Origin of the sequence: Streptomyces endophytica, from assembly GCF_026153355.1 — a bacterium.
GTDB lineage: Bacteria > Actinomycetota > Actinomycetes > Streptomycetales > Streptomycetaceae > Streptomyces > Streptomyces endophytica.
Genome location: NZ_CP110636.1, coordinates 2,749,415 through 2,773,761, shown reverse-complemented (window position 1 = coordinate 2,773,761; position 24,347 = coordinate 2,749,415). Strand labels below are relative to the sequence as shown.

Genomic DNA, 24,347 nt, shown 5'->3' with positions numbered 1-24,347 from the left:
CGGTGCGGCTAGCTGGTGTGGTCGAGGCTCTGCGCGAACGCCCAGGCGTCGGCGACGATGCCCGCGAGGTCGGCGCGGCGGGGCTGCCAGCCGAGGCGGTCGGCGGCGGTCTTGGCGGAGGCCACCAGGACGGCCGGGTCGCCGCCGCGGCGCGGGGCGGTGACCTCGGGGATGGGGTGGCCGGTGACCGTGCGGACGGTCTCGATGACCTCGCGGACGGAGAAGCCGTTGCCGTTGCCGAGGTTGCAGATCAGGTGCTCGCCGGCGGTGGCGGCGTCCAGGGCCAGCAGGTGGGCGTCGGCCAGGTCGGCGACGTGGATGTAGTCGCGGACGCAGGTGCCGTCGGGGGTGGGGTAGTCGTCGCCGAAGACGGAGATCGCCTCGCGCCGGCCCTGGGCGACCTGGAGGACGAGCGGGATGAGGTGCGACTCGGGGTCGTGGCGCTCGCCGCAGCTGCCGTAGGCGCCGGCGACGTTGAAGTAGCGCAGCGAGACCGCGGCCAGGCCGTGGGCGGCGGCCTCGCCGCTGATCATGTGGTCGACGGCGAGCTTGCTGGCGCCGTAGGGGGAGGTGGGGGCGGTCGGGTCGGTCTCGGTGATGGGGGTGTTCACCGGCTCGCCGTAGGTGGCCGCGGTGGAGGAGAAGACCAGCTTGCGCACGCCCGCGGTGCGCATCGCCGCCAGCAGCGCCATGGTGCCGCCGACGTTGTTGTCCCAGTACTTCTCGGGCTTGACGACGGACTCGCCGACCTGGGAGAACGCGGCGAAGTGCAGCACCGCGTCGTAGGAGGCGTCCAGCCACTTCGCGGCGTCGCGGATGTCGCCCTCGATGAAGTCGGCGCCCGTGGGGACGCCGGCCCGGAAGCCGGTGGAGAGGTTGTCGAGCACGGTCACGGTGTGGCCGGCCTCCAGCAGGTGCTGGGCCACCACACTTCCGACATACCCCGCCCCGCCCGTCACCAGGTACTTGCTCATGGCTTGCTCGCTACCTCTCGCAGTCGCTCGGCCGCGGCTTCCGGCGGCACGTCGTTGATGAACACGTTCATGCCGGATTCGGAACCCGCGAGGAACTTCAGCTTGCCGGAAGTCCGGCGAATGGTGAAAAGCTCAAGGTGGAGGGCGAAGTCCGGGCGCTGTGCGGTGCGGTGCGGCGCCTGGTGCCAGGCGGCGATGTAGGGGGTCGGCGGGGCGCCGGCGCCGGTGTCGAAGATCCGGTCGAAGCGCCGCAGGAGCTCCAGGTAGAGCCGCGGGAATTCGGCGCGGGCGGCGTCGTCGAGGGCGAGCAGGTCGGGCACCCGGCGCTTGGGGTAGAGGTGCACCTCGTAGGGCCAGTGGGCGGCGTACGGGACGAAGGCCACCCAGTGGTCGCCGTCGAGGACGATGCGCCGGCCGTCGGCCCGTTCGTCGGCGACGACGTCGTCGAAGAGGTTGCGTCCGGTGGCCTCGCGGTGGGTGGCGAGCGAGCGCAGCATCCGCTCGGTGCGCGGGGTGACGAAGGGGTAGGCGTAGATCTGGCCGTGCGGGTGGCCGAGGGTGACGCCGATCTCCGCGCCGCGGTTCTCGAAGCAGAAGACCTGCGCGACGCCGGGGAGTTGGGAGAGTTCGGCGGTGCGGTCGGTCCAGGCGGCGAGGACCAGGGCGGCCTGGTCCTCGGTGAGGTCGGCGAACGACGCGTCGTGGTCGGGGGTGAAGCAGACGACCTCGCAGCGGCCGTGGTCCCCGGCGAGGGAGGGGAAACGGTTCTCGAAGACGACCACGTCGTAGTCGGCGGCGGGGATCTCGGACTGCCGGCCCTCGCGGGAGGGGCACAGCGGGCATGCGTCGGCCGGCGGGTGGTAGGTGCGGGCCTGGCGGTGCGAGGCGATGGCGACGCGGTCACCGAGGAGGCGGTCGGCGCGGATCTCGGCGGCGGTGGCGACCGGGTCGAGGGGGCGCCGGTCGACGGCGTCGCGTACGACGTCGTCGCGCGAGTCGTAGTGGATCAGCTCCCGGCCGTCCGCGAGCCGCGTCGTCGTCTTCTTCACCCCGGGGGCTCCTCACCTCACCGACCAAACACAAACAAACACAATGAAGCACAACTAAACAGTTGCGTCAACGCCGGACCAGGCCGCCGTGGCCGTGCGGGCAGCGCCGGACGAGGCGGGGCATATGCCCCTCCCTCATCACGATCCAACAACTCAAACGAACAAAAGTGTTCAGTTTCTGACCGCCCAAGCGTAGCTTTCTGTGCGTTCCGACCGCCCGCAACCGCCGCACGCAAAGAAGCGAGCTACGACATGATCAATCTGGCCGAAGGGCTACGGCTGCCCACCAACGGGCTCGACTACACGATCCTGGCCCTCTACTTCGTCGTCGTCCTCGGCATCGGCTTCGCGGCCAAGCGCAGCGTGAGGACGAGCCTGGACTTCTTCCTCTCCGGGCGGTCCCTGCCCGCCTGGGTCACCGGCCTGGCGTTCGTCGCCGCCAACCTCGGCGCCACCGAGATCCTCGGGATGGCCGCCAACGGCGCGCAGTACGGCGCCTACACCGTCCACTGGTACTGGATCGGCGCCATCCCGGCGATGGTCTTCCTCGGCCTGGTGATGATGCCGTTCTACTACGGCTCCAAGGTCCGCTCGGTGCCGGAGTTCCTGCTGCACCGCTTCGGCCCGTCCTCGCACCTGCTGTCGTCGGTCATCTTCGCCGTCTCGTCCGTGCTCATCGCGGGCGTCAACCTCTACGCGATGGCGATCGTGCTGCAGGCGCTGCTCGGCTGGCCGCAGTGGGTGGCGATCGTCGTCGCCGGCTTCTTCGTGCTGGCGTACATCACCATCGGCGGGCTGTCCTCGGCGATCTACAACGAGGTGCTGCAGTTCTTCGTCATCCTCGCCGCGCTGATCCCGCTGACCGTCGTCGGCCTCAAGCGCGTCGGCGGCTGGCACGGCCTGACCGACTCGCTGACCTCCTCGCACGGTGACGCGTTCCTGACCGCCTGGAAGGGCACCGGCATCGGCGAGGGCAACCCGCTGGGCGCCAACTGGCTGACCATCGTCCTCGGCCTCGGCTTCGTGATGAGCTTCGGCTACTGGACCACCAACTTCGCCGAGGTGCAGCGCGCGCTGTCCGCGAAGAACCTCTCGGCCGCCAAGCGCACCCCGCTGATCGCCGCCTTCCCGAAGATCTTCATACCCATGGTCGTCGTCGTGCCCGGCCTGATCGCGCTGGTCATGGAGCCGACGCTGGGCAAGAGCAAGGACGGGCTGCAGTACAACGACGCGATCCCGGTCCTGATGCGCGACCTGCTCCCCAACGGCGTCCTCGGCATCGCCGTCACCGGTCTGCTCGCCGCCTTCATGGCCGGTATGGCCGCCAACGTGTCGTCCTTCAACACGGTCTTCACCAACGACATCTGGGCCGCGTACCTGAAGAAGGGCCGCGAGGACGCGTACTACCTGAGGACCGGACGCGTGGTCACCGCGGTCGGCGTGCTGATCGGCATGGGCACCGCCTTCATCGCCTCGTCCTTCAGCAACATCATGAACTACCTCCAGACGCTGTTCTCCTTCTTCAACGTCCCGCTGTTCGTGGTGTTCATCATCGGCATGTTCTGGAAGCGGACCAGCGCCGCGGCCGGCTTCTGGGGGCTGCTGTCCGGCACCGCCGCCGCCATGGTCAACTACTTCGGCTTCTACAAGCAGGGCATCATCGCGATCCCCTCGGACCAGGGCGCCAACTTCGTCTCGTCGATCGTCGCGTTCGTCGTCGGCGCGCTGGTGATGGTCGTGGTCACCATGGTCACCAAGCCCAAGCCCGCCGAGTCCCTGGCCGGACTGGTCTACGGCACGAGGTCCCCCGGCATGGAGGAACCGCCCGCCGAGGGCGACGACGCCTGGTACCGCCGCCCGGCCCTGCTGGGCTGGGGCGCGCTCATCCTGTCCGCCGTCTGCTACGTCCCGTTCTCCTTCTGAACCCCGGCCCCGAACAGCGGAGTTGACCCACCATGAGTGACTACCAGCACGAGGTCGAGGAGCTGGAGCGCGAATCGGCGACCGCCGCGCGGCTCTTCGACGTACGGCGCATCATCGGCGGCCTGTTCGTCGTCTACGGCGTGATCGTCACGATCGCCGGCATCACCGCGTCCGACGCGGACCTGAAGAAGGCCCAGGACATCAACATCAACCTCTGGACGGGCCTCGGCATGCTCGTCCTCGGGCTGTTCTTCCTGGTCTGGCTGAAGCTGCGGCCGACCGTGCCGCCCACGGCCGAGGAACTCCGGGCCGCGGCCGGCGACGGGCCCGCCGAGGGCTGACCGGCGCCGGCCTGCCGCGGCGGCCCGGCCCTACTGCGGCGGCGGGGACGGCTCGTCCGTCCCCGCCGCCGCCGTCGTCCGCGCCGGCCGTCCGCGGCCCGCCCGGTCCAGCAGCCCGGTGCGCGCCGCCAGCGCGGCCGCCTCCAGCCGGGAGCCGACCTCCAGTTTCATCAGCACCCGCTGCACGTGCGTGCGCGCGGTGCTCGGCGCGATGTCCATCCCGGCCGCGATCAGCCGGGTGTCCTCCCCGTCCGCGACCCGCATCAGGACCTCGACCTCGCGCGGGGTGAGCAGTTCCAGCAGCCGCGCGCCCTCGTCGTCCGGCTGCGCCGCCGGGTGCAGCAACTCCTCGAACGCCTGCTGGAGGAGCTGCGGCGAGACCGCCGACTCCCCCGCCCTGGCCTTCATCATGGCCCGTTCGACGCCCTCGATCCGCTCGTCGTTGCGGACGTACCCGGACGCCCCGGCCGCGAACGCCGCGGCGATCCCGCGCGGACTGGGCACCGGACCCAGCACCACCACCGCGACCTGCGGCCGCTCCTTCTTGATCCGTACGACCGGGTCGAAGGTGCCCGGCTGGGCGGGCGCCGAGGTCCCCAGCAGGCACACCTCGGGCGCCCGGCTCACCACCAGCTCCGCGGCCCCGGCGCTCGGCGCGGCGGCCGCCAGCACCCGGTGACCGCGCAGCTTCAGCGCCGAGGCGAGCGCCTCCGCGAGCAGCCGGTGATCGTCGACCACCATGAGCCGCACGCCCATAGAGCAACCCCCTCCCTCCGCGCGGCCCCGGCGCGCCCCGGCCGGGCCGTTCGTCCCCGGGAAGCTACACGCTCGATTGCCGATGCGCGCCCCCTACCGGGCAGAAGCCCCCCGGAATGCTGGAATCCCGGCCATTCGGGGCCGATTGCCGCCTGAACGAGACACTCCGCCTGGGCCCCGGCGTGCGCGGGGAACGCCTCCGGGGCGGTGTCGGTGCCGTGTGCCACAGTTGACGGCAGCAGGCGGGGGACGGGACGACCGGCTCCATGCGGTGCACACGGCACGCGGTTCGATGCCGGGGTGGGGCGAAACGCGAGCGAAGGAACGTCATGAGTACACCGCAGCAGCCGCACAACGGCTTCGGGGGCGCGCCGGGTTACGGACCGTCCCCGGCCGGTCAGCCCGGCGGATACCCGCAGCAGGTGCCGGGCGGCCAGGTACCGGGCGGTCAGATACCGCCGCCCCCGGGGCCGTACGCACCGCAGGGGCCCTACGACGCACCCGCCCAGGGGCCGTACGGAGCGCCGCCGCAGTCGCCTTACGGGGTGCCGCCGCAGGGTTACCCCGGTTACGGCGGGCCCGGAATGATGCCGCCGGTCCCGCCCCGGAACAAGAGCGGAAAGGTGTGGGGGATTATCGGCGCGATCGTGGGTGTGCTGGTGGTCGGGAGCATCGCGTCGACCGTGGCGCTCCGCGGGGGCGGTTCCGGCGGTTCGGGTGGTTCAGGCGGCCCGAAGTACCGGATCACGGTGCCACAGACGCTGGCAGGTGGGGAGTACAAGCTCGCCAAGGACATCTCCCAGCAGGCCGACAGCGCGGTGCCGCACGACGGGGCCAACGAACACGGCCTACGGACGGTCGGCGGACAGTACACCAGCGGGACCAAGTCGATGGTGATGCTGGGGATGTACGGCTCCATAGACGACCCGGAGACCAGCGTCGAGCACGCCATCCAGGGGATGACGCGCGACGGGAAGACGGTCGTCGCGGTGCCGGAGAAGAAGTTCACGCCGAGCGGCGGCGGTGACCCGCTGACCTGTGGCGTGGACGTGCGCACGGAGATGGGGCAGAAGGTCACGCTGGCGTTCTGCATATGGGCCGACTCCAGCGCGTCCATGAACGTCGCCCAGACCGACGCCGCGGAGCTGTCCAAGGACCCGCAGTCCGTCGACCTCCAGGCGTTCGCGGACAAGGCGGGCAAGATCCGCACCGAGGTCCGCAAGCCGTTGAGCTGAGGCCCGCTGCGGTGGGCCGACGGCCCACCGCACCGGCCCGCCCCTACGCGTCCTCCGCCAGCTCCAGCCAGCGCATCTCCAACTCGTCGCGTTCCGCGGCCAGTTCGCGGAGCTGGGCGTCGAGGCCGGCGACCTTCTCGAAGTCGGTGGCGTGTTCGGCGATCTGGGCGTGCAGCTTCGCCTCCTTGTCACCGATCTTGTCCAGCTGGCGCTCGATCTTCTGGAGCTCCTTCTGGGCCGCGCGGTTGAGCGCCGCGGGCTTCTTCGCCGCCGCGGCCGGCTGCGCGGGCGCCGGGGTGGCGGCCTCGATGACCTTCTGGCGGCGCTCCAGGTACTCGTCCAGACCGCGCGGCAGCATCCGCAGCGTGGCGTCGCCGAGCAGGGCCTGGACCCGGTCGGTGGTGCGCTCGATGAAGTAGCGGTCGTGGCTGATGACGATCAGCGAGCCGGGCCAGCCGTCGAGCAGGTCCTCCAGCTGCGTCAGCGTCTCGATGTCCAGGTCGTTGGTGGGCTCGTCGAGGAAGAGGACGTTGGGCTCGTCCATCAGCAGCCGCAGGATCTGCAGCCGGCGGCGCTCACCGCCGGACAGGTCGCCGACCGGCGTCCACTGCTTCTCCTTGGTGAAGCCGAACTTCTCGCAGAGCTGGCCGGCGGTCATCTCCCGGCCCTTGCCCAGGTCGACGCGTTCCCGGACCCGCTGTACGGCCTCCAGCACCCGCCAGTCCGGGTCGAGTTCGGCGACCTCCTGCGAGAGGTAGGCCAGTTTCACGGTCTTGCCGACGGTGATCCGGCCGCCGGCCGGCTGCGTCTCGCCCGACGTACGGGCCGCCTCGGCCAGCGCCCGCAGCAGCGAGGTCTTGCCCGCGCCGTTGACGCCGACCAGGCCGATCCGGTCGCCGGGGCCCAGCTGCCAGGTCAGGTGCTTGAGCAGCACCTTCGGGCCGGCCTGGACGGTCACGTCCTCCAGGTCGAAGACGGTCTTGCCCAGCCGGGAGTTGGCGAACTTCATCAGCTCGGCGCTGTCGCGGGGCGGCGGGACGTCCGCGATCAGCTCGTTGGCGGCCTCGATGCGGAAGCGGGGCTTGCTGGTCCGCGCCGGGGCGCCGCGGCGCAGCCAGGCCAGCTCCTTGCGCATCAGGTTCTGCCGCTTGGCCTCCTCGCTGGCCGCGATCCGCTCCCGCTCGGCGCGGGCGAAGACGTAGTCGCTGTAGCCGCCCTCGTACTCGTGCACATCGCCGCGCTGCACGTCCCACATGCGGGTGCAGACCTGGTCGAGGAACCAGCGGTCGTGGGTGACGACGACCAGGGCCGAGCGCCGGGCCTGCAGGTGCCGGGCCAGCCAGGAGATGCCCTCGACGTCGAGGTGGTTGGTGGGCTCGTCGAGGACGATCAGGTCCTGTTCGGCGATCAGCAGCTGGGCGAGCGCGATCCGGCGCCGCTCACCGCCGGAGAGCGGGCCGATGACGGTGTCCAGGCCGTGCGTGAAGCCGGGCAGGTGCAGATCGCCGAAGAGGCCGGTCAGCACGTCGCGGATCTTGGCGTTGCCGGCCCACTCGTGGTCGGCGAGGTCGCCGATGACCTCGTGCCGGATGGTGGCGGCCGGGTCGAGCGAGTCGTGCTGGGACAGGACGCCGAGCCGCAGGCCGCCGGCGTGCGTGACCCGGCCGTCGTCGGCGCCCTCCAGCTTGGCCAGGATCCGGATCAGCGTCGTCTTGCCGTCGCCGTTGCGCCCGACGACGCCGATCCGGTCCCCCTCGTTGACGCCGAGGGAAACACCGTCGAGCAGGGCACGGGTCCCGTACACCTTGCCGACGGCTTCCAGATTGACGAGGTTGACGGCCATCTCACTCCTGCGCTTCCCACGATGCGCTTCACATCGATCGACCTTCCCAGCGTAGTCGGCCTCCGGAAGCGCCCCGACGGGGAAAGCGGCTGAGGGGCCGCGGCGGGGTTGGATAGCGTGATCGCATGACTTCCGGAAATGCCGACACATCCGGCGCGGGCACGCCGGTGGAGACGGAACGCGGGCTGGTCTACGGGCCGGGCGGCGAGCTGCTGGACCTCTACCGTCCGGCGGGGGCGGCCGGGCCGCTGCCCACCGTCCTCCTCTGGCACGGCATCGGCCCCGACGAACGCGACGTCCTCGAACCCCTGGCGCGCACCGCGGCGACGCGCGGTCTGCTGGTCCTCGTACCGGACTGGCGCTCGGACGCCGCGGACGGCGGCCGGTCGCAACTCCTGGAGTCGCTGGCCTTCGCCCGCAAGGAAGCGGGCGGGCTGGGCGGCAACGGGGAGTCCTTCGTGCTGGCCGGCTGGTCGGCGGGGGCCGGCGCCGCGCTGGGGGTCGCGCTGCGGCCCGAGGTTGCGGAGGAGTGGCGGCCGAAGGCGGTGGTGGGTATAGCGGGCCGCTACGACCTGCCGGCCCGCACCACCGGGACCGCCCCGCTGGCCGACCTCGCCGCGGGCCGGGACCCGGCCGTCCCGGTGCACCTCGTCCACGGCAGCCGCGACCCGATCGTGGCACCCCAGTACTCCCGCGACCTTGCCGAGGCGCTGCGCGCCGCGGGCCACCCGGTGACGTTGCAGGAGCCGGACACCGACCACGCCGGCGTGATCATGACCGCCTACGATCCGACGACGGACCGCTGCGTCCCGACCAACGACGGGTCCGCGGTGGCGGCGGGACGACTGGTGGCGGGGGTACTGGCAGCGGCCGGGGGCGCGACCCCCGCTGCTCACCCCTAGCACGCTCGGTCACCGTCGCCCGTACCCGCCGGACGACCATGCGTTGAGCACCCGGATCCGCTCCGCCAGCTCCCGACGCCTGACCTCGTGAGCCGGCGGGCTCTGCCCCGCCCCCGATGCATACGACACCTCCGGCGCGCACACGTAAGGCCGGACGAGGCGGCTGTCCTCCCCGCACAGGAGGAGCAGGCCGGGCGGCACCCGGCGGACATGCACCAGGCGACGCCGCGTCCGGGCCGTCGGCGGGGCGGCGGTGGCGCAATGGACGCCGGTACTGCGGCTCCCCCGATGACCGCCCCGCCCCGGAAGTAACCAACTCAGCAGCGTCTCAAGGGCTGCAAGGATCGTTCGGAGGCATCCCGTCATGCCGTTCACCGCGCGGCCGCCTTGCGAAGGACCTCGGCGAGCTGGCGGGCGGTGGCCTCGTTGCAGTTACCAAGGGCGACGAGCGGAACGCCGTAGCTCCCTGCGAAGCCCGGCAGATCGACGCCGAGCGAGGGCAACGTGATGCCGTTGTCCTTGAGCGCGGTACGCAACTCCTCAGCACTGTCGTGCACGTCTTCGGGGGTGGAGGGGTGGATGGGCATGACCGTGCGCCTTCCTGTACGCATTGCAACGAACCGCTCACACAGTGACGTCACTCGGCGTAGCGTGAAAGGGGTTTGGGCTCCCGGTCGCAGTGCGGGGAATGCGCGGTGTTGAGCTGTGGCAATGCGGGGAACCGGCGGGGCCCATCCGGAACGACCGTGAATCAGCTACCCGTACGGCGGTGAACCGTGGCGCGACGCAAAGACATCGACGGCTCGACAGGAGTCCCCACCTTTTACGGCAAGGAACTGCGCTATCAGCGGGAACTGGCCGGGCTCACACTCCAGCAGCTGGTCGAGGGCAGCTTCTTCGGGCAGAGCCACCTCAGCGAGATCGAACGCGGCGAACGACGCATGCCGCCGGAGCTGGCCGAGCACGTGGACAGGGTGCTCAAGACGGACGGCTTCTTCAAGCGGCGCTGCGAGGACGTACGGAAGGCGAAGAGGAAGGGCCATGTCGGCTGGTTCGAGGATGCATTGGAGGCCGAGAAACGCGCGGAAACCATCGAGGAGTGGTCCCCCACCCTCATCCCCGGTCTGTTGCAGACAGCGGCATACGCCACGGCGGTGGTACGGGCAACTCTTCCGCTGGCGATCGACGAGGAAGTGAAGGAGAAGGTCAGCGCCCGCGCTGCGCGGACTCACCTGTTCGAGGACGACCACAAGACGCCTGAGTACTGGGTGATCATGCCCGAGTCCGTGCTGCGCTGCCCGATCCTCCCACTGGACGAGATGGCCGATCAGGCCGACCACATCGCGGCGCTGGCACGGCGGCACCGGATCGTTCCACAGATCCTCCCGTGGAATTGCGGACCACACCCCCTCATGCTGGTCGGCTTGCTGCAGATCACGACCTTCTCTGATGCTCCGCCGCTGGCCTACGTGGAGTCCGAGTACAGCGCTCACACCCTCGACGATCCGACTCTCGTGAAGAAGTACCGCAAGGCATACGATCGGCTCCGGGCTGCCGCACTACCGCCGAAGGCGTCCCTAACCATGATCGAGACGGCCGCAGAGGGATACCGAAATGGCAAGCAACCGGATTGACTTGAGCACCGCCGTCTGGCGCAAGAGCAGCTACACCAGCGGTGAAGGCGGGAACTGCGTCGAGGTGGTCGACGGCCTCCCCGGCGTCGTCCCCGTACGCGACTCCAAGGACCCGCACGGGCCGGCGATAGTCTTTCCCGCCGCGGCCTGGTCGTCCTTCGTTTCCGCCGTCAAGGGTACGGCGCTGCCCCGCAGTTGAGCCGTACGGGGCGGGCGGGGGCCGCGGCCCGCGGGAAATATTGCCCGCCCTAGCCCCGTTGTGGCCCCGCAGGGGGCCTCGCGTCCCCCTACGGGATCCGTTCGAACACCCCTTGCGGGAACGCCCCCTAGAGAACCGTAGCCCCCGCCGCCGGCGCATCCGCCACCCGTACCGCACGGCAGGTCCCCGACGCCAGCAGCGCCGCGGAGACGGACCGGGCCGACTCCGCGTCCTTGACCAGGAAGGCGGTGGTCGGTCCGGAGCCGGAGACCAGGGACGCCAGGGCGCCGGCCGCGGTGCCGGCGCCCAGGGTGGCGGCCAGGGACGGGCGCAGCGAGAGGGCCGCGGGCTGGAGGTCATTGGTGAGGGTGGCGGCGAGGGCGGTGGCGTCACCGCTCGCGAGGGCGGCGAGCAGCTCGGGGGCCGCCTCGGGCTCGGGCACGTCCGTGTCCTCCGTCAGCCGGTCGAACTCGCGGTAGACGGCCGGGGTGGACAGTCCGCCGTCGGCGACCGCGAAGACCCAGTGGAAGGCGCCGCCGACGGGGAGCGGGGTCAGGAGCTCGCCGCGGCCGCGGCCCAGTGCCGCGCCGCCGACCAGGCTGAACGGTACGTCGCTGCCCAACTCGGCGCAGAGGTCGAGGAGTTCGTCCCGGGAGGCGCCGGTGGACCACAGGGCGTCGCAGGCCAGCAGGGCGCCCGCGGCGTCGGCGCTGCCGCCGGCCATGCCGCCGGCGACCGGGATGTCCTTGGTGATGTGGAGGTGGACGTCCGGGCTGCGGCCGTAGCGGGCGGCGAGGAGTTCGGCGGCGCGGGCGGCCAGGTTCGTCCGGTCCAGCGGGACCCGGTCGACGTCGTGGCCCTCGGCGGTGATCCGCAGGGTGTCCGCGGGGGTGGCGGTGACCTCGTCGTACAGACCGACCGCGAGGAAGACGTTGGCGAGGTCGTGGAAGCCGTCGGGGCGGGCGGCGCCGACCGCCAGCTGGACGTTGACCTTCGCGGGGACCCGTACCGTCACCGTCGTCGTCACTTGCCCGCCTCCCGGTTCTCCGCGATCCGTGCGAATTCCTCGACCGTCAGTGCCTCGCCGCGGGCCTGCGGCGAGACGCCGGCGGCGACCAGCGCGGCCTCGGCCGCGGCGGCCGAGCCGGCCCAGCCCGCCAGCGCGGCCCGCAGCGTCTTGCGGCGCTGGGCGAACGCCGCGTCGACGACGGCGAAGACCTCCTCGCGGCCGGCCGTGGTGTCCACCGGCCGCTCCCGGCGGACCAGGGAGACCAGGCCGGAGTCGACGTTGGGGGCGGGCCAGAAGACGTTGCGGCCGATGGCGCCGGCCCGCTTGACGTCGGCGTACCAGTTGGCCTTGACCGACGGCACGCCGTAGACCTTGTTGCCGGGGCGGGCGGCGAGCCGGTCGGCGACCTCGGACTGGACCATGACCAGGGTGCGGTCGATGGACGGGAACGTGGCGAGCATGTGCAACAGCACCGGCACCGCGACGTTGTAGGGCAGGTTGGCGACCAGCGCGGTGGGCGCGGGGCCGGGGAGTTCGGTGACGTGCAGGGCGTCGCTGTGCACCAGGGCGAAGCGGTCGGCGCGCTCGGGCAGCCGGGCGGCGACGGTGGCCGGCAGCGCGGCCGCCAGGACGTCGTCGATCTCGACGGCGGTGACCCGGTCGGCGGTCTCCAGCAGGGCCAGGGTCAGTGACCCGAGCCCGGGGCCGATCTCGACGACGACGTCGTCGGGCCGGACATCGGCGGTCCGCACGATCCGGCGGACCGTGTTGGCGTCGATGACGAAGTTCTGGCCGCGCTGCTTGGTGGGGCGTACGCCCAGCGTCGCGGCCAGTTCGCGGATGTCGGCGGGACCCAGAAGCGGGCCGGACTCGTCGGTCGTACTCTTGCTCACCCGTGAAGCTTACGGCCGCACACCGGCCACGGGCTCGCCCCCCGGCTGATGTAGAGCTTCTTGGCGCGGTAGGTCTGTTCCTCGGCGGGGGCGTCCTGGGGCCGGCCGCGGCCGCCGAGGGCGTGCCAGGTGGCGACGTCGAACTGGTAGAGCCCGCCGTAGGTGCCGGAGGAGTCGACCGCGTCGGGCCGGCCGCCGGCCTCGCACCGCGCCAGGGCGCCCCAGGCGAGGTGGTCGGTGCCGCGTACGGAGAGGGGCAGTTCCTTGGTGCCGAGGTGCACGATCTGCGGGCGGGGCGCCCGGACGATCTCGCTGTGCAGCCGTTTCGGTTTCTGCTTGACGCCGTTGACGGTGCGCAGCCGGTAGGTGACCCGGCGCACGCCGGGCCGCCCCTGCTGGACGATCGCCTCGGTGCCGCGGGCCAGCTGCGGGTCGGTGCGTTTGACGGTGCGGAACGGGACGGGCTCCTCGCGGACCTCCTTGCCGCCGGTGATCCGCAGCACGGAGACGGTCTGGCCCTCGCGCGGGAAGCTGTCCGGCGGTACGGAGGTGGTGTCCTGGTCGCGCAGGGCCAGCCCGGCCTCGGCGAGGGCCTCGCGGACGGTGGCGGCGTTGGTGCGGACGCGGTGTTCGCGGCCGTCGGCGACGAAGACGACGGTGCGCTCGGTGCGGACCGCCAGTTCCATGCCGTGCCGCTCGATGCGGCGGGAGCGGGAGGTGGAGAGGTAGGCGCCCTCGGCGCGCACCCCGAGCTGGTGCAGGGCGCCGGCGACGGTGTCGGCGGTGGTCCACACCTGGTGGCGCCGGCCGTCGATGGTGAGCACGACCGGGCGGCCGTGCCGGACCACGACGTGGTCGCCGCTGTGCAGGGTGCTGCCGGGGGCGGGCGCGACGATGTCGTGGTCGCCGATGCCGAGCTCTTCGTCGGCCAGCAGGTCCTCGACGTCGTCGGCGAAGGTGTGCAGGGTGCGGGGGGTGCCGTCGATGCTGAGCCGGACGGCCTTGTCATGGGCGATGAAGGCGGTGGTGCCGCCGGCGAGGAAGGCGACGACCGCGGCCCGGGGCAGCAGCCGCCGTAGGGTTTCGGGGCGTTCGGCGCGGCGTCTGCGACGGCCGCGCGCGGCGCGGTGGCTGCTGCTCTGCGGAAGACTCACGGCGCGCTCCACATGCCACGGATGCGGTTGACGGGCGGAGGCTAGCCGAGCGTCGGTCACTCTCCAAAGTCGGACCGATACGGTAAGTGGTCACTTCGGGGGACGTCCGGCCCGCCGCGGTGACGGCGGCGGGCGCGGTGATCAGTACCCGAAGGCGCGTGCCGTGTTGGCCGCCACGGCCGTCGCCAGGGCGTCCTCGGTCATCCCCTTGACGTCGGCCATCGCGCGCAGGGTGACCGGAATGAGGTAAGGGGCGTTGGCCCGTCCGCGGTACGGGGCGGGGGTGAGGAAGGGGGCGTCGGTCTCGACCAGGACGAGTTCCGGCGGGGCGACGGCGAGGGCGTCGCGCAGCGGCTGGGCGTTCTTGAAGGTGACGTTGCCGGCGAAGGACATGAAGTAGCCGGCCGCGGCGCAGGTCCTGGCCATCTCGGCGTCGCCGGAGTAGCAGTGGAAGACGGTCCGCTCGGGCGCGCCCTCCTCGCGCAGGATCCGCAGCACGTCCTCGTGGGCCTCGCGGTCGTGGATGACCAGGGCCTTGCCGTGCCGCTTGGCGATCTCGATGTGGGCGCGGAAGGACCGCTCCTGGGCGGCGATGCCGTCGGGGCCGGTGCGGAAGTGGTCCAGGCCGGTCTCGCCGACGCCGCGGACCTGGGGCAGGGCGGCGAGCCGGTCGATCTCCGCGAGGGCCTCGTCCAGCGCGGCGTCGCCGCCCGGCTCGCGGGCGCCCTGACGGGACCAGCCGTCAGGGTCCCCGAGGACGATCCGGGGGGCCTCGTTGGGGTGCAGGGCGACGGTGGCGTGCACGCTGTCGTACGCGGCGGCGGTCTCGGCGGCCCACTGCGAGCCCTTGATGTCGCAGCCGACCTGGACGACCGTCGTCACCCCGACGGAGGCGGCCTTGGCGAGGGCCTCGTCGACCGTTCCCTCCTGCATGTCCAGGTGGGTGTGCGAATCCGCGACCGCCACCCGAAGGGGTTCGGGCAGCGGCGGCGGGGTGTTCTTGTCCTGCGGTGCCATGGCCGCGATCCTACGAGGGCCGCGGCCGGGCCTCACCGGCGGTGGTGCTGGAAGGGGTGCAGCAGGTCGGAGAGGTGCCAGTGGTGCTTGCCGGCCTCCGGGGGCTCCTCGGCGGTGCTGCCGGTGCGCTCCGCGGCCGGCGTCCCCTTCTTCTCGCTCTTGTCGTGCTTCTCGGCCTTGTGGTTCTTCTCGCCGGCCGGCTGGCGCTGGTGCATGTTCGCGATCGCGTGGGAGACCATCGAGACCTGTCCGGAGCGCATGATGCGTACGACGTTGCTGCCGCAGCTCAGGCAGGTGGGGCAGGTCAGCGGCGACGGCACCCGCTCGCCGTCCGTGTAGTAGACGACCCGCTCACGGCCCTTGGTGTCGAGCTGGTGGACTATCTCGTACGCCTGCTCCCAGCCGTATCCGCACTTCATGCAGGCGAAGGAGTACGCCTCGTGGGCGGAGGGCTCGGGCTGGGGGATGGGGTGGACGCCGGTGGCGTTCGCCGCGGTGGTCTTAGCGATCTCGCTCATGTGCGCTCCTCTTGTCCGCTGGACAAGGTCTTCGGGAACGGTTCGTCCCTCCCCCAGTGGACGCCTTTCCGTGGCGCGATGCAGCAGGTCTCCGACGGTATTGGCGCAGATTTGGCCGACGGTAGGAAAATCACCCCAACGCCTCGGCCTGCGCTTTACCTTTCCGGCCAGTCATTTACCTTCTGATGAGTCGGTTTTCTCCGTGGCCTGCGCATTATTCTTCGGCGGCCGGTTTCGGAGTGGCCGGTGAGCCCGCGGTAAGGGCCGTCTACGGGGCGGCTTTCTCCGCCTACGGGGCGCTTTTCTCCGCGTTCTTCGCCGCGACCACCGCGTCGAAGACCTCCCGCTTGGGCAGCCCCGCCTCCGCCGCGACCGCCGCGATCGCCTCCTTGCGCCGCTCCCCCGCCTCCTCGCGGACCCGCACCCGGCGCACCAGCTCCTCGGGCGCCAGCTCCTGCGGCCCGCTCTCGGGGGCGCCCTCGACGACGATCGTGATCTCGCCCCGTACGCCCTCGGCCGCCCAGGTCGCCAGCTCGCCCAGCGTCCCGCGCTTGACCTCCTCGTACGTCTTGGTCAGCTCGCGGCAGACCGCGGCCCGGCGGTCCGCGCCGAACACCTCGGCCATCGCGGCAAGGGTGTCGTCGAGCCGGTGCGGCGCCTCGAAATACACCAGGGTGCGCCGCTCGTCGGCGACCTCGCGCAGCCGGGAGCGCCGTTCGCCGGCCTTGCGCGGCGGGAAGCCCTCGAAGCAGAAGCGGTCCACCGGCAGTCCGGAGACGGCCAGCGCGGTGAGCACCGCGCTCGGGCCCGGTACGGCGGTGACCTTGATGCCGCGCTCGACGGCCGCCGCCACCAGCCGGTAGCCCGGGTCGGAGACCGACGGCATCCCGGCGTCGGTGACCAGCAGCACCCGGGCGCCGCCGGCCAGCGCGTCGGCGAGCTCCGGCGTGCGGGCCGCCTCGTTGCCCTCGAAGTAGGACACGATCCGGGCGGTGGGCGTCACGTCCAGCGCCTGGGTCAGCCGGCGCAGTCGCCGGGTGTCCTCGGCGGCGATCACCTCGGCGGCGGCCAGTTCGGCGGCGAGCCGCGGCGGCGCGTCCGCGATGTCGCCGATGGGCGTCCCTGCAAGTACCAGCACTCCAGTCACCCGCCCATCCTCCCAGGACACCGCCGGCCCGCCGACCCGCCCCGGCCCGTAGGGCATCCGCCGGTGGCGCTCCCCACCGGTCCACAGGCCGCTTCCCTACGATGGGCCGGGTGACGAGTGACACCACCGCGACCGACGCCGCCGCGCACGCCGCTCCGGAGCCGGCCCGGCAGCCCCCCGTCTGGCAGCGGCGGCTGCGCCGATTCGGATATCCGGCCGCGCCGCCGGCCGACGTACGGACCCGGCTGGCGCCCGCGTTCCCCACGTCGGGCGGCCGGCTGTGGGCGGTGTTCGGCGCGGGCCCGGACGCGTCGGCCCGGCTGGCGCGCTGGTCGGGCTGGGGCGGCCCGCTGCTGGTGGCGCTGTTCGCGGGGGTGCTGCGGTTCTGGAACCTCGGCAGCCCGCGCAAGGTGATATTCGACGAGACGTACTACCCCAAGGACGCCTGGTCGCTGCTCCAGTACGGCTACGAGGGCACCTGGGCGAAGAACGCCAACGACGCGCTGGTGGCCCACCCGCCGCAGATCCTGCTCTCGCCGGAGCACTCGTACGTCGTCCACCCCCCGATGGGCAAGTGGCTGATTGCGGTCGGCGAGTGGGCGCTGGGGATGAACCCCTTCGGCTGGCGCTTCATGGTGGCGCTGCTCGGCACCCTGTCCGTGCTGCTGGTCTGCCGGATCGGGCGGCGGCTGATGCGGTCGACGGCGCTGGGCTGCCTGGCCGGGACGCTGCTGGCGGTGGACGGCCTGCACTTCGTGATGAGCCGTACCGCGCTGCTCGACCTGATCGTGATGTTCTGGGTGGTGGCCGCGTTCGGCTGCCTCCTGGTGGACCGGGACCGCACCCGCGCCCGGCTCGCGACGGCGCTTCCGGTGAGTCCGGACGGGGTGGCCCGTCCGGACGGCGCTGTCGGTGACCGGCTCCGGCTGGGGTGGCGGCCCTGGCGGATCGCGGCCGGTCTCTGCCTGGGCCTGGCCTCGGCCACCAAATGGAACGGTCTGTACTTCCTCGCGGCGTTCGCCCTGATGTCGTTCCTCTGGGACGTCGCGGCCCGCCGCACGGCCGGTGCCCGGCGCCCGTTCCGCTCGGCGCTGCGCCGCGACGTGCTGGCCGCCTTCGGCTCCACCGTCGTCGTCGCCCTGGCCACCTACCTCGCGTCCTGGACCGGCTGGATCGCCACCAAGGGCGGCTACTACCGCGACTGGGCCACCACCCCGGAGGGCCGGGCGGCCGGCTGGACCTGGCTGCCGGACTGGCTGCGCAGCCTGTGGCACTACCAGACCGAGGTCTACGCCTTCCACACCGGACTGACCACCCCGCACACGTACCAGTCCAACCCCTGGAGCTGGCTGGTCCTGGGCCGCCCGGTGTCGTACTTCTACGAGGACCCCAAGTTCGGCCAGGACGGCTGCACCGCGGCCGAGGGCTGCGCCCGCGAGGTCCTGGCCCTGGGCACCCCGCTGCTGTGGTGGGCGTCCTGCTTCGCGCTGCTGTACGTCCTGTACCGCTGGCTGTTCAAGCGGGACTGGCGGGCCGGCGCCATCGCCTGCGGGGTCGCCGCCGGCTACCTCCCCTGGTTCCTCTACCAGGAACGCACGATCTTCCTCTTCTACGCCGTCGTCTTCGTGCCGTTCCTGTGCCTGGCGCTGGCCATGATGATCGGCGCGCTCATCGGGCCACCGGGGGCGACCGAGCGCCGCCGGACCGTCGGCGCCGTGGGGGCCGGCGTCCTCGTCCTGCTCATCATCTGGAACTTCATCTACTTCTATCCGCTCTATACGGGCCTGCCGATCCCGAAGAGCGCCTGGCACCACCGGATGTGGTTCGACAGCTGGGTATAGCCGGGGAAACGCCGTTCGTCGCGTCACGCCACAACGGTCGTTGTTGGCGGTCGATGGTCAGCGTGGGCCGTCATCAGACGGCCCACAGACGGCCCCAAGGTCGCCCCCGTGCTGCCCCGAAATCGCCGTGCGGAATAACCCGAGATACGACCGGAGGCAGCGTGACTCTTGCCCGCTACGCTGGTACGCACCACCTCAAGAGGGAGAGTGCCCTGCGGATGGGACCGAAGACAGCCAAGGTCTACGAGACGATTCGTGCACGGCTCGCCTCAGGCGAGTACGCCCCGGGCGACAAGATGCCGTCAGAGCGCACTCTCGTGGAGGAACTCGGCATCGGCCGGACGGCACTTCGGCAAGTGCTGGCCCGCCTCGTAGCAGAGGGAGCCTTGGAGGTTCGCGGCCGTAGCTCCTATCGAGTGCCCGCTGCGAGTGTCGAGACTCCTGAGGGGCTGGAGCCTTGGCGTATTCATGGTGAGCGCGATATCTACGACAATCGCTGGGTCAAACTCCAGGTCTGGGATGTGGAGCCGCCCGGCATGGAACGCTTCGAACATCACGTGGTGAAGCTCAACCATGTCGCCGTGACTGCGGTTCTGGACGATCAGGACCGCGTGCTGATGATGTACCGGTACCGCTTCGTCCCGCAGCAGTGGGGATGGGAGCTCCCGGGCGGCATCGTGGACGCGGGAGAAGACCCCGCGGAAACGGCGGTACGGGAAGTCGTAGAGGAAACGGGTTGGCGGCCGAAATCGGTCGAGCACATCGTCACCTATCAGCCCATGGTCGGCATGGTCGACTCTCCTCACGAGATTTTCGTGGGGCGGGGAGCTGACCAGGTTGGCGACCCAACGGACCTTGAAGAGGCCGGCCACATCGCGTGGGTACCTCTGAGCGACATTCCGAACCTGATGGCTCGTGGCGAGCTGATGGGCTCCGGCACGCTCGTTGCTCTGCTCCACATCCAGGCCAGCCGCGGCACGCAGGGAGCTACAGCCGCGCGCTGAGGAGGTCAATGCGGCGGCGCTGGCGTACGGAACCCGTGCGACTCGCCAACAGCCTCGCTTGCCTCAGGTGGGTGTTCGCCTCCTCGTACTCGGCTCGCGCCAAGTGGGCCTGTACGAGGTCGGCGTGCAGCCCCGCCTGCGCTCGTACGAAGGACGGATCGACCACTTCCAGAGCGCCGTACAGGCTACGCACAGCATCCTCGTCGCCGAGCAGGGCAAGTGCGTTCCCGCGCCATCGAGCTAGGTGAGCCTCGTTGAGGAAGATGCTTCGCATCTCGGGATCGCGGTCCTCATGGCCAGGGGGGAGACTAGCGGCAGCAGCGTCGAGCGCCCGCCGGCAGTCATCAGGCAGTCCTGCATGGACGCACAACTCTGCTTCCGCGGCGTACAGCCACGCACGGAAACGGGGAGAGCCGTCCCGACCAAGGGTGCGCTGCGCGTCCCGTACCAGTTCAAGGCCGAGCCCCGGCCGGCCAGCCTCACAGAGCACGTACGCCTGCTCCGCCATGGCGTGCGTGAGGTACATGCGGTCCTCAGCGTCACGTGCTGCCCTCTTCGCAACTTCGTAGTGCCTCCAGGCTCGCTCGACCGCCCCGGCATCGATTGCCTGCCATGCGGCCAGCGTTGACGCTCCCGCCAGCGCAAGGGCCACAGGCCGCCGTGCACTGGGCAGGACCGCGAAGTTCAGCGCGTCTTCAAGGGCTGCGAGGTGACCCGTCATTTGGTCCACGAGGGCAGAGGCGCCCAACTGGCGGTCCATGGTTCGCAGTAGCTCGGTCTGGTCGTTGAACGTCTTCACCATGGATTGGCTGACGCTGCTAGCTGCGTCGATCCTGCTCAGCAACTCGTCGTACCCGTCGACCCCAGACGGGGCAACCTCGGTCGTGCCGCCCCTCAACTCCGTGTCGATGACACCGAGGAGTTTCCGCAAAATCGCCGCATAGCGGTCCGAGATGTTGCGCTTGCCGTTCTCCCACTCAGACACGTACACACGCAAACTCGCCGTCGAGGCAACATCCGTGACGTGCCGTCGGGCGTACTGCTCAATCTCGCGAACCAGACGCTCTTGAGACCAGCCTCGCGCTGTCCGTGCATTCCGAAGTCCTGTACTCACAGGCCACCGCCCGGCGATAGATCCGCTCGCTGACCACCCCAGCATGCCTCACAACACCGCAGGTCAACAGGGGTTAACAGGCTTGGGGTTAAGGCCTGTTGGCTACCGACACCCCATCCCGGACCGGTCTTCTAGAGACACGCCAGGGGCGGGCAACCGCCGCTCGAAACAGCGAAGCCCTTGACTCTGGTGCGCACCAGATGCCAATCTGGTGCGCACCAGATGGAGCATCACTTTCGATCTGGTCCCCAACTCAACAGCGTGATCCGCCACAGACACGACGGCCGTGAGCACACCGGCCGAGGTGAGCGGAGACCAGTCGGCCATCTCCCGTCAGGGACACGTGCCGACTCAAAAGAACGGATCTGCCCAAGGGCACGCACGCCGCGCGAAGAGACCGAGATGCGATTCCTCGGAAGAGCGGGACAGAGGCACAGATCCATATCGCGTACGACGGGCCGTCACCTCCCGCAAAAGGCGTCCAGCGCGGCTCAGGCCCGCGCACCGCTTGACCTAGAGCACGCCGCCGCACCAAGTGCGGCGGCCGGTTGCCTCCTCCGCCCGTCCGGGCGCCCCCTTCGAGGGGCTGTCCGTACGGGCGGGGGTGTGGGGAGCCGGATCATCCCTCTCACCTCCGAGGAGTCCTCATGAGCGCCCTTGTGGAGATCCTGTCGTTCGGCTATCTGCATGGCGAACCGCCTGTCGCGGACCTGACCCTCGACTTGCGGCACCACTTCCGTGACCCGCACGTCAGCCCGGAACTGCGGTACATGACCGCCGCCGATGAGCCGGTGCGTAACGCCGTGCTGAACACGGCCGGCATCCCGGCCCTGGTCGAGGCCACCGCGACGGCCGTTGCCGCGTTCGCGGCCGGGCCCAGCGCCGGAGTTGTCACCGTGGCCGACGGCTGCGCCGGTGGACGCCACCGCGCCCCCACCTTCGCCGGTGCACTCGCCGAAAGGCTGCGTGCCGACGGCTTCCGGGTCGCGGTCACCCACCGGGACATGCACCGCCCGGTGGTCCAGCGCTAACCCCCGCTCACCGCCCCGGCATTCAGCCGTGAAGGGCGCCGGATCGAATCCGGCCCGGGGCACTGCGGCCACCACCGGCCGCTCTCATCAAAGGAGCAGACATGGCCCGCATCATCATCAACGGCGACCACCACGGCGACATCGGAACGGTCATCTCCGACACGTCCGGCCCGGTCGCCCTCAACGGCGACATCCACGACGGCGACACCCGCAGCGAGGACACCGGAAGCCGGACCTTCTCCGGCGACGGGATGACGGTCATCAAGGGCGACCACCACGGCACCATCTCGCACTCCTTCTGACGCGCACCGCCCCGGCATCCAGCCGTGAAGGGCGCCGGATCGAATCCGGCCCGGGGCACCGGCCGCCACGCGGCCCGCCGCACACACCCTGTGCGGCCTCATCCGAACGGCGCGCGGCCCCGGGAGGCACCCCGGGGCCGCTGGAGGGCCGTTCCACCTGAGAGGACACAACGACCCATGAGCATCATTGCACTGGTCCCTGATCCGGACCGTGAGCCGGCCACGGAGTGGGCCGCCATCGTCGCCGAGACGCCGCTGATCGAGGCGGAAGTCGAGCTGCTGGACGTTCGCATTGCCCTGATGGACCGGGTGCCCTCGGAGCTGGACGCCCGGCGCCTGCGCCGGGCCCAGGCCCGGGTGCTGGCCGAGCGGGCCGCGCTGGCGAACAAGGCCCAGGCGGGAGGCGCGGCATGAACGCCTTCTTCACTCCCCACCCGCGGCGCGGATTGGTCCTGGTGTTCGTCGGGATCGCCGTCTTCCTGGTGGGCACCCTCGCGCATGCCGTCACCGGCAACGCGTCGTGGCGCGTGCTGGCAGGGGTCGGGCTGCTCCTGAAGGGTGCCGGATGGCTGCTGTTCGCTCGGGACGGGAGGCAGTCGTGATCCGCTTCGTCACCCGAATCCGTCTCGCCCGACTGGTCGCCGAAGCAGATGCCGCCCGCGCTCAGGCCCGGGAGGTTCAAGGGCGAGCGGATGCCGCCTACGGCTCCCACATCCGGGAAGTGTTCGCGCTCACCGCCCGCGCCGAGGCCGCCGAGAAGGAGGCCGAGACCGCCGTGCAGGACGCGCAGTTGCTCCAGATCGCACTGGAGGACACGGCGGCCGAACTGGCCCAGGCCCGGTCCGGACCGGCGGCTGACGCCTCGGTGATGCTGCTGCTCCACTACGGCGAGCCTCACAGTCTCCACCCCGACCGCGCGGCCGCCTACGCCTTTGCGGCCACCCTCGGTGTCTCGCTGGACGGCTGGCGGCCGGTCGGTGAACGCCCGGCGGCCGAGGTTGCGTGGCGGTGTGTGCCGTTCATCTACGACGCCACCGGCGACCACTTCCGCAGCGTCACCGCCCCCGCGGTCGAGCCGCCGGGGGGTGCGCGGTGAACGGTGTTCAAGTGCGTTCAGCCGAGCGCGCGTTGGCGGTCGGCACGTGGCTGATCGTGGCCGGCGCGATGCTCTACTCCATCCTGACCGTCACCCCGCTCATGGCCTCCCACACCCCGGGCGGGTGGGTGTGGACAGCGCCGATCCTGCCGCTGGTGGTTGACGCGGCCGTGGTCATCGTGGTCCGGCTGGACTCGGTCCTGGCCCGCCTGGGCGGGCACGGCGGCCGGTGGCCCATCGCTCTTCGGTGGATGACCGGAGCCATGACCCTGGCCCTGAACATCGCCGACTCCGCGCTGAAGAAAGACCTGGTGGGCGTGGCCGTGCACGCGGTCGCGCCGCTGCTGCTGATCGTCACGGCAGAGACCGGACTGGCCTACCGCCGCGCCATCACCCGCGCGGTCAACGCCCTGGAGGACAAGCAGCGGGCCGAGCGCGAGCGCCGCGAAAAGGCGGCCCGGGAGCGGGAGGAGGCTGCCCGCCGGGACCGGCAGGAGGAGCGGGAGCAGGCCGCCGCCCTGGCCCGTGAACAGCGCGAGCATGAAGCCCAGATCGCCCGTGAACAAGCCGAGCGGGAAGAGCGCCAGCGACGCGAGGAACGCGAGCAGGCCGCCGCCCAGCAGCGGGAGGAGCGGGAGGCTCGTGAACGCCGTGAACGCGAGCGTGAACAGCAACAGCGCGAGCGTGAACAGCGTGAACGCCAGGCCGCCGAACAGGCCGAGCGTGAACGCCGCGAGCGTGCTCAGGCTCGTGAGCGTGAACAGCGTGAGCGTGAAGAGCGAGCCGAGCGTGAACGCTCCGCCCTCCTAGCCCGTCCTCCGGCCGAGGAGAAGCTGCCCGAGGACGAAGCGCGCACCCTAGTCGCCGCCGCCTTCGCTGCCGGGCTTCCGGTGCGGGCCGCATCCGACCTGTGCGGCTGGTCCGTCGGCTGGGTCTCCGCCCGGTATGCCGAGCACCGCCAGCCTGGCGACGCCCGGCGCGCTGAGCTGGCCATCGCCGCCCCGTAATGGGAGGCATTCCCACCTACCCGTGGCGCCTGGCACCCGACGGGCTTGCCACCCGCCGCCAGCTGCGCGCCCTCGGCCTGCGGCCCGCCGGTCAACCGGTGGTCGCACAGCTTGAGCGGCGCCGCCGCCGCCGCCGCGGGCCGCTGGTGGCCTACCTGTACCGCATCGACGCCGCTCGCCCGGTCCGGCCCATGACGCCGGGCCGGTGGGCGGCCCTGGAACGGGCGAACCTCGCCCGCCGCACCTGCCCCCACTGCCATCGCGATGCCGGGTACTGCATCCCGCGCTCCCTCGGCATGTGCGTCCCCTGCGCCTACCCCGACGACGAACAGCGCGCCGCCTGACACCCGACTCCCAA

Annotated in this window: 27 protein-coding genes; 15 read left to right on the top strand and 12 right to left on the bottom strand. The window is 71.2% G+C overall.

Going from position 1 to position 24,347, the window contains the following annotated elements:
- Window positions 1-8 precede the first annotated feature (8 nt).
- Together galE and galT are read right to left on the bottom strand one after the other, a co-directional pair.
- Window positions 9-974: a UDP-glucose 4-epimerase GalE gene (galE, locus tag OJ254_RS12605; protein ID WP_265362406.1), complete on the bottom strand. Its 966-nt coding sequence runs from the start codon at window positions 972-974 to the stop codon at window positions 9-11.
- Window positions 971-2,023 carry a galactose-1-phosphate uridylyltransferase gene (gene galT / locus OJ254_RS12600; RefSeq protein ID WP_265362404.1) on the bottom strand — a complete coding sequence of 351 codons (1,053 nt, stop codon included), beginning with the start codon at window positions 2,021-2,023 and terminating at the stop codon, window positions 971-973. Before galT ends, galE begins: the two co-directional genes overlap by 4 nt.
- A gap of 252 nt (window positions 2,024-2,275) precedes the next feature.
- On the opposite strand from galT, the gene OJ254_RS12595 reads away from it, so the two are divergent.
- Both OJ254_RS12595 and OJ254_RS12590 read left to right on the top strand, forming a co-directional pair.
- Window positions 2,276-3,946 carry a sodium:solute symporter family protein gene (locus OJ254_RS12595; RefSeq protein WP_265362403.1) on the top strand — a complete coding sequence of 557 codons (1,671 nt, stop codon included), beginning with the start codon at window positions 2,276-2,278 and terminating at the stop codon, window positions 3,944-3,946.
- Window positions 3,947-3,978: 32 nt separating this feature from the next.
- Complete coding sequence (locus tag OJ254_RS12590; protein ID WP_265362402.1) at window positions 3,979-4,287, top strand: hypothetical protein; 309 nt, start codon at window positions 3,979-3,981, stop codon at window positions 4,285-4,287.
- Between the two features lie 30 nt (window positions 4,288-4,317).
- Here the strand turns inward: OJ254_RS12590 and OJ254_RS12585 are convergent, their stop codons facing one another.
- On the bottom strand, window positions 4,318-5,043 hold the full coding sequence (locus tag OJ254_RS12585) for a response regulator transcription factor (protein WP_265362401.1): 726 nt from the start codon (window positions 5,041-5,043) through the stop codon (window positions 4,318-4,320).
- A gap of 329 nt (window positions 5,044-5,372) precedes the next feature.
- On the opposite strand from OJ254_RS12585, the gene OJ254_RS12580 reads away from it, so the two are divergent.
- Window positions 5,373-6,278, top strand: a complete 906-nt coding sequence (locus OJ254_RS12580; RefSeq protein ID WP_265362400.1) for a hypothetical protein — start codon at window positions 5,373-5,375, stop codon at window positions 6,276-6,278.
- 43 nt (window positions 6,279-6,321) lie between these two features.
- On the opposite strand, the gene OJ254_RS12575 is transcribed toward OJ254_RS12580, so the two are convergent.
- Window positions 6,322-8,121, bottom strand: a complete 1,800-nt coding sequence (locus OJ254_RS12575) for an ABC-F family ATP-binding cassette domain-containing protein (protein ID WP_265362399.1) — start codon at window positions 8,119-8,121, stop codon at window positions 6,322-6,324.
- Window positions 8,122-8,246: 125 nt separating this feature from the next.
- On the opposite strand from OJ254_RS12575, the gene OJ254_RS12570 reads away from it, so the two are divergent.
- Window positions 8,247-9,023 carry an alpha/beta hydrolase gene (locus OJ254_RS12570; protein ID WP_265362398.1) on the top strand — a complete coding sequence of 259 codons (777 nt, stop codon included), beginning with the start codon at window positions 8,247-8,249 and terminating at the stop codon, window positions 9,021-9,023.
- Window positions 9,024-9,394: 371 nt separating this feature from the next.
- Here OJ254_RS12570 and OJ254_RS12565 read toward each other — a convergent pair whose 3' ends face one another.
- Window positions 9,395-9,610: a hypothetical protein gene (locus tag OJ254_RS12565; protein WP_265362397.1), complete on the bottom strand. Its 216-nt coding sequence runs from the start codon at window positions 9,608-9,610 to the stop codon at window positions 9,395-9,397.
- A 189-nt stretch (window positions 9,611-9,799) separates the two neighbouring features.
- On the opposite strand from OJ254_RS12565, the gene OJ254_RS12560 reads away from it, so the two are divergent.
- Together OJ254_RS12560 and OJ254_RS12555 are read left to right on the top strand one after the other, a co-directional pair.
- Entirely contained in the window at window positions 9,800-10,657 is an 858-nt protein-coding gene (locus tag OJ254_RS12560; RefSeq protein ID WP_265362396.1) for a helix-turn-helix domain-containing protein, read from the top strand.
- Window positions 10,638-10,856, top strand: a complete 219-nt coding sequence (locus OJ254_RS12555; RefSeq protein ID WP_265362395.1) for a DUF397 domain-containing protein — start codon at window positions 10,638-10,640, stop codon at window positions 10,854-10,856. The genes OJ254_RS12560 and OJ254_RS12555 overlap by 20 nt, the downstream gene beginning before the upstream one ends.
- A 127-nt stretch (window positions 10,857-10,983) precedes the next feature.
- On the opposite strand, the gene OJ254_RS12550 is transcribed toward OJ254_RS12555, so the two are convergent.
- The 6 genes from OJ254_RS12550 to rsmI all read right to left on the bottom strand — a co-directional run bounded on the left by OJ254_RS12550 (window position 10,984) and on the right by rsmI (window position 16,594).
- Window positions 10,984-11,883 carry a 4-(cytidine 5'-diphospho)-2-C-methyl-D-erythritol kinase gene (locus OJ254_RS12550; RefSeq protein ID WP_265362394.1) on the bottom strand — a complete coding sequence of 300 codons (900 nt, stop codon included), beginning with the start codon at window positions 11,881-11,883 and terminating at the stop codon, window positions 10,984-10,986.
- Window positions 11,880-12,758 carry a 16S rRNA (adenine(1518)-N(6)/adenine(1519)-N(6))-dimethyltransferase RsmA gene (gene rsmA / locus OJ254_RS12545; protein ID WP_265362393.1) on the bottom strand — a complete coding sequence of 293 codons (879 nt, stop codon included), beginning with the start codon at window positions 12,756-12,758 and terminating at the stop codon, window positions 11,880-11,882. The genes OJ254_RS12550 and rsmA overlap by 4 nt, the downstream gene beginning before the upstream one ends.
- The gene (locus OJ254_RS12540) at window positions 12,755-13,924 is read right to left on the bottom strand and encodes a ubiquitin-like domain-containing protein (RefSeq protein ID WP_423835884.1); all 1,170 of its coding nucleotides are present in this window, start codon (window positions 13,922-13,924) and stop codon (window positions 12,755-12,757) included. The genes rsmA and OJ254_RS12540 overlap by 4 nt, the downstream gene beginning before the upstream one ends.
- Window positions 13,925-14,053: 129 nt before the next feature.
- Window positions 14,054-14,929 carry a TatD family hydrolase gene (locus OJ254_RS12535; RefSeq protein WP_265362391.1) on the bottom strand — a complete coding sequence of 292 codons (876 nt, stop codon included), beginning with the start codon at window positions 14,927-14,929 and terminating at the stop codon, window positions 14,054-14,056.
- A gap of 32 nt (window positions 14,930-14,961) precedes the next feature.
- Window positions 14,962-15,447, bottom strand: a complete 486-nt coding sequence (locus tag OJ254_RS12530) for a hypothetical protein (RefSeq protein ID WP_265362390.1) — start codon at window positions 15,445-15,447, stop codon at window positions 14,962-14,964.
- Between the two features lie 289 nt (window positions 15,448-15,736).
- Window positions 15,737-16,594, bottom strand: a complete 858-nt coding sequence (gene rsmI / locus OJ254_RS12525) for a 16S rRNA (cytidine(1402)-2'-O)-methyltransferase (protein ID WP_265362389.1) — start codon at window positions 16,592-16,594, stop codon at window positions 15,737-15,739.
- A gap of 101 nt (window positions 16,595-16,695) precedes the next feature.
- Between rsmI and OJ254_RS12520 the strand changes: the two genes are divergently transcribed.
- Together OJ254_RS12520 and OJ254_RS12515 are read left to right on the top strand one after the other, a co-directional pair.
- Window positions 16,696-18,435: a dolichyl-phosphate-mannose--protein mannosyltransferase gene (locus OJ254_RS12520; protein ID WP_265362388.1), complete on the top strand. Its 1,740-nt coding sequence runs from the start codon at window positions 16,696-16,698 to the stop codon at window positions 18,433-18,435.
- 218 nt (window positions 18,436-18,653) lie between these two features.
- Entirely contained in the window at window positions 18,654-19,439 is a 786-nt protein-coding gene (locus OJ254_RS12515) for a GntR family transcriptional regulator (RefSeq protein ID WP_265362387.1), read from the top strand.
- Here the strand turns inward: OJ254_RS12515 and OJ254_RS12510 are convergent.
- A complete protein-coding gene (locus OJ254_RS12510) occupies window positions 19,423-20,430 on the bottom strand; it encodes an NsdA family TPR-like regulatory protein (RefSeq protein ID WP_265362386.1) in 1,008 nt (335 codons plus the stop codon). The two genes, OJ254_RS12515 and OJ254_RS12510, sit on opposite strands and share 17 nt — an antisense overlap.
- 770 nt (window positions 20,431-21,200) lie before the next feature.
- Here OJ254_RS12510 and OJ254_RS12505 point away from each other — a divergent pair.
- From OJ254_RS12505 to OJ254_RS12475, 7 genes are all read left to right on the top strand, one after another.
- Entirely contained in the window at window positions 21,201-21,584 is a 384-nt protein-coding gene (locus OJ254_RS12505) for a RapZ C-terminal domain-containing protein (protein ID WP_265362385.1), read from the top strand.
- 101 nt (window positions 21,585-21,685) lie between these two features.
- Entirely contained in the window at window positions 21,686-21,886 is a 201-nt protein-coding gene (locus OJ254_RS12500) for a hypothetical protein (RefSeq protein ID WP_265362384.1), read from the top strand.
- A 177-nt stretch (window positions 21,887-22,063) separates the two neighbouring features.
- Window positions 22,064-22,300, top strand: a complete 237-nt coding sequence (locus OJ254_RS12495; protein WP_265362383.1) for a DUF6284 family protein — start codon at window positions 22,064-22,066, stop codon at window positions 22,298-22,300.
- Window positions 22,297-22,488, top strand: a complete 192-nt coding sequence (locus tag OJ254_RS12490; protein ID WP_265362382.1) for a hypothetical protein — start codon at window positions 22,297-22,299, stop codon at window positions 22,486-22,488. The genes OJ254_RS12495 and OJ254_RS12490 overlap by 4 nt, the downstream gene beginning before the upstream one ends.
- A complete protein-coding gene (locus OJ254_RS12485; RefSeq protein WP_265362381.1) occupies window positions 22,485-22,982 on the top strand; it encodes a hypothetical protein in 498 nt (165 codons plus the stop codon). Before OJ254_RS12490 ends, OJ254_RS12485 begins: the two co-directional genes overlap by 4 nt.
- Window positions 22,979-23,989: a DUF2637 domain-containing protein gene (locus OJ254_RS12480; RefSeq protein ID WP_265362380.1), complete on the top strand. Its 1,011-nt coding sequence runs from the start codon at window positions 22,979-22,981 to the stop codon at window positions 23,987-23,989. Before OJ254_RS12485 ends, OJ254_RS12480 begins: the two co-directional genes overlap by 4 nt.
- Complete coding sequence (locus tag OJ254_RS12475) at window positions 23,989-24,333, top strand: RRQRL motif-containing zinc-binding protein (protein WP_265362379.1); 345 nt, start codon at window positions 23,989-23,991, stop codon at window positions 24,331-24,333. The genes OJ254_RS12480 and OJ254_RS12475 overlap by 1 nt, the downstream gene beginning before the upstream one ends.
- Window positions 24,334-24,347: the final 14 nt, after the last annotated feature.

What these genes read in the sequence shown, in the direction of transcription:
- galE (WP_265362406.1), bottom strand. Translation starts at nt 974, where the DNA reads ATGAGCAAGTACCTGGTGACGGGCGGGGCGGGGTATGTCGGAAGTGTG.
- OJ254_RS12595 (WP_265362403.1), top strand. Translation starts at nt 2,276, where the DNA reads ATGATCAATCTGGCCGAAGGGCTACGGCTGCCCACCAACGGGCTCGAC.
- OJ254_RS12590 (WP_265362402.1), top strand. Translation starts at nt 3,979, where the DNA reads ATGAGTGACTACCAGCACGAGGTCGAGGAGCTGGAGCGCGAATCGGCG.
- OJ254_RS12585 (WP_265362401.1), bottom strand. Translation starts at nt 5,043, where the DNA reads ATGGGCGTGCGGCTCATGGTGGTCGACGATCACCGGCTGCTCGCGGAG.
- OJ254_RS12580 (WP_265362400.1), top strand. Translation starts at nt 5,373, where the DNA reads ATGAGTACACCGCAGCAGCCGCACAACGGCTTCGGGGGCGCGCCGGGT.
- OJ254_RS12575 (WP_265362399.1), bottom strand. Translation starts at nt 8,121, where the DNA reads ATGGCCGTCAACCTCGTCAATCTGGAAGCCGTCGGCAAGGTGTACGGG.
- OJ254_RS12570 (WP_265362398.1), top strand. Translation starts at nt 8,247, where the DNA reads ATGACTTCCGGAAATGCCGACACATCCGGCGCGGGCACGCCGGTGGAG.
- OJ254_RS12565 (WP_265362397.1), bottom strand. Translation starts at nt 9,610, where the DNA reads ATGCCCATCCACCCCTCCACCCCCGAAGACGTGCACGACAGTGCTGAG.
- OJ254_RS12555 (WP_265362395.1), top strand. Translation starts at nt 10,638, where the DNA reads ATGGCAAGCAACCGGATTGACTTGAGCACCGCCGTCTGGCGCAAGAGC.
- OJ254_RS12535 (WP_265362391.1), bottom strand. Translation starts at nt 14,929, where the DNA reads ATGGCACCGCAGGACAAGAACACCCCGCCGCCGCTGCCCGAACCCCTT.
- OJ254_RS12530 (WP_265362390.1), bottom strand. Translation starts at nt 15,447, where the DNA reads ATGAGCGAGATCGCTAAGACCACCGCGGCGAACGCCACCGGCGTCCAC.
- OJ254_RS12520 (WP_265362388.1), top strand. Translation starts at nt 16,696, where the DNA reads ATGGGCCGGGTGACGAGTGACACCACCGCGACCGACGCCGCCGCGCAC.
- OJ254_RS12515 (WP_265362387.1), top strand. Translation starts at nt 18,654, where the DNA reads ATGGGACCGAAGACAGCCAAGGTCTACGAGACGATTCGTGCACGGCTC.
- OJ254_RS12505 (WP_265362385.1), top strand. Translation starts at nt 21,201, where the DNA reads ATGAGCGCCCTTGTGGAGATCCTGTCGTTCGGCTATCTGCATGGCGAA.
- OJ254_RS12500 (WP_265362384.1), top strand. Translation starts at nt 21,686, where the DNA reads ATGGCCCGCATCATCATCAACGGCGACCACCACGGCGACATCGGAACG.
- OJ254_RS12495 (WP_265362383.1), top strand. Translation starts at nt 22,064, where the DNA reads ATGAGCATCATTGCACTGGTCCCTGATCCGGACCGTGAGCCGGCCACG.
- OJ254_RS12490 (WP_265362382.1), top strand. Translation starts at nt 22,297, where the DNA reads ATGAACGCCTTCTTCACTCCCCACCCGCGGCGCGGATTGGTCCTGGTG.
- OJ254_RS12475 (WP_265362379.1), top strand. Translation starts at nt 23,989, where the DNA reads ATGGGAGGCATTCCCACCTACCCGTGGCGCCTGGCACCCGACGGGCTT.